Raw genomic sequence first — 2,719 nt, 5'->3', positions numbered from 1 at the left:
TGCGTATTTCGGCGAAGCCGAACACGGATTTCGGTTGAAGTCGAACAGCGTTTCCGGAGGAAGATGAACAGCCGTTTCGCTTGAAGTCGAACGGTTTCGGAGAGTTCCGGAATTGGTGTTCGGTGCTCCGAAACGCGTGTTCATCTTCCCGAAATCGGTGTTCAGCCTGCCGAAACGGCTGTTCACCCCGCCGAAATGCGTGTTCGGTGGGCCGAAACGAAAGGTGTGGTTTCGGTTGGCGGTACTGCGGATGGCTCAATCGGCCGGCGGTTATGGTGGCTCCTTTTTGGAGACACTGACGATGCCGGCTCACCGGACGACCATGCGCAAGATAAAAGATGTGCTTCGCCTGAAATGGACCTGTAATCTGTCTCACCGCCAGGTGAGCGGCGCGCTCGGTGTCGGGCTCGGCACCATTACTCAATATCTGCAACTTGCCGCCTCGGCCGGCCTGGACTGGGCGATGATCGAGCCGCTGTCCGAAGCGGAACTGGAGCAGTTGCTCGTCAACGGCAGTGTTCCGACGACGGCCGCAGGCAAGCGCGTAGAGCCAGACTGCGCCTGGGTCCACCGGGAGCTGCGCCGCAAAGGCGTGACGTTGCAGTTGCTGTGGGAAGAGTACGTCGCAGCGAACCCCGGCCAGCGGACCTTGCGCTACACGCAGTTCTGTCAGCGATACAAGGACTGGGCCCAGACGTTGAAGCGGTCGATGCCCCAGCAACATTACGCTGGCGAGAAGTTGTTCGCGGACTACGCCGGGCATACAGTGCCAATCCTCGATCGCACCGGCGGCATTGCGTTCAAGGCGCACATCTTCGTCGCCGTTCTCGGCGCATCGAATTACACGTACGCCTGCGCCACGCGCTCGGAAGCGACACCCGACTGGATCGGTGGCCTCATTGACGCAATGGAGTTCTATGGCGGCGTGCCAAGGTTGCTCGTACCCGACAACCCGAAGGCGCTGATCTCGAACGCCGACCGCTACGAACCCACGCTCGGCCTGACCACGCAGGACTTCGTGAGCCATTACGATACCGCGATGCTGCCCGCGCGCCCGCGCAAGCCGAAGGATAAGGCGAAGGTCGAAGTCGGCGTGCAGATCGTCGAACGCTGGATTCTCGCCCGCCTGCGCAACCATCGGTTCTACAGTCTGGCCGAACTGAACAAGTCGATCGCCGCGCTGATCAACGACCTGAATACACGGCCGTTCAAGAAGCTCGAGGGCACTCGGCGCGAGTGGTACGAGCGGCTCGACAAACCGGCGCTGCGCCCGCTGCCGGCGCGTCGCTACGAAATCGCCACATTCCAGAAGTGCCGCATCAACATTGACTCGCATATCGAGGTCGATGGCCACTACTACAGCGCGCCGCATAGCCTTGTGCGTCAGGAAGTCCACGCGCGCGTGACACGTTACGGTGTGGAAATCCTCCATGGCGGCAAGCGCGTCGCCGCCCACGCTCGCAGTCGGCTCAAGGGGAAATACACCACCGTGGCGGAGCATATGCCTGCGGCTTACCGCGCCCACATGGAATGGACCCCGAGCCGGTTGCTGCACTGGGGCGCATCGATCGGCGTCAGCGCCGAGGCGATCGTCAGGCATTTGCTGACGAACCGTCCGCACCCGGAAATGGGATACCGCGCGTGCCTGGGCCTGCTGTCGCTGTCGCGCAAGTACGGCAAGGAGCGGCTGGAAGCGGCGTGCCAGCGCGCACTCGTGATTGGCGCGCCGACCCAGCGGTCCGTGCGCACCATCCTGCAAACCGGCTCCGACAAACAGCCACTGCCACAAAGCGGGGCCACCGAATGGCAGTCGCCTCTGCACGAGAACGTGCGAGGGCCCAAGTATTACCACTGACCCAAGGAGGTCACGATGTTGATGCAGCAAACCCTCTCCCAGCTCAAGGCCCTCAAGCTGGACGGTATGGCTCGCGCGTTCGAGGAACAGGCGGCGCTGACGGCCAGCACGAGCCTGTCGTTCGAGGAACGCTTCGGCATGGTCGTGGATCGTGAGATCGCTTGGCGCGATACCCGGCGGCTCGAGCGATTGCTCAAGTCTGCAAAACTCAAGAATCCCCAGGCCTGCATTGAGGACATCGAGTACCGGCAGAGCCGTGGGCTCGACAAGGGTATCGTCGCCACGCTCGCCGGCTGTGACTGGATCCGCAACGCACAGAACCTCATCCTGACAGGGCCGACTGGCGCCGGAAAAACATGGGTCGCCTGCGCCTTCGGCCAGCAGGCCTGTCGACAGGGCTTCTCCGTGCTGTACGTGCGCGTCGCGCGGCTGTTCGAGGAATTGAAGATCGCCCACGGCGACGGCAGCTTCACACGTCGGCTCGCGCAGCTCGCCAAGATGGACGTCTTGTTGCTCGACGACTGGGGACTGCAGGACGTCGACCAGGGCGCACGCAACGATCTGCTCGAAGTGCTCGACGATCGCGTCGGCACGCGATCCACGATCATCACAAGCCAATTGCCCCTTGAACACTGGCACGCCTGGCTGCAAGACCCGACTCTCGCCGACGCAATCCTCGACCGCCTCGTCCATCAGGCTCACAAGCTTCCATTGAAGGGTGATTCGATGCGCAAGAAGAACGCACCTGATCAAAAAGTGGCCTGATGTCGAACACCCGCAGTACAATCTAAGCACTACGCAGCACCTCCCTCCTGGCCTGTTCGACTTCACCGAAACGGGCGTTCAGCTTCCCCGAAATACGCA

2 protein-coding genes are annotated in these 2,719 nt (G+C 62.0%); both read left to right on the top strand.

The window, feature by feature from the left end; genetic code table 11:
- Positions 1-301 precede the first annotated feature (301 nt).
- The gene (gene istA / locus AB3X98_RS41885; RefSeq protein ID WP_368607165.1) at positions 302-1,855 is read left to right on the top strand and encodes an IS21 family transposase; all 1,554 of its coding nucleotides are present in this window, start codon (positions 302-304) and stop codon (positions 1,853-1,855) included.
- 15 nt (positions 1,856-1,870) lie between these two features.
- Entirely contained in the window at positions 1,871-2,620 is a 750-nt protein-coding gene (istB, locus tag AB3X98_RS41880) for an IS21-like element ISBmu3 family helper ATPase IstB (protein ID WP_321854198.1), read from the top strand.
- The last annotated feature ends 99 nt before the right edge of the window (positions 2,621-2,719 follow it).

The organism is Paraburkholderia sp. BR14312 (assembly GCF_040948675.1).
Taxonomy (GTDB): Bacteria; Pseudomonadota; Gammaproteobacteria; order Burkholderiales; family Burkholderiaceae; genus Paraburkholderia; species Paraburkholderia nodosa_A.
The sequence above is the reverse complement of the archived record's forward strand: the minus strand, read 5'-3'. Positions and strand labels throughout refer to the sequence as shown.

Coding starts and splice junctions, on each gene's coding strand:
- istA (WP_368607165.1), top strand. CDS start 302: ATGCCGGCTCACCGGACGACCATGCGCAAGATAAAAGATGTGCTTCGC.
- istB (WP_321854198.1), top strand. CDS start 1,871: ATGTTGATGCAGCAAACCCTCTCCCAGCTCAAGGCCCTCAAGCTGGAC.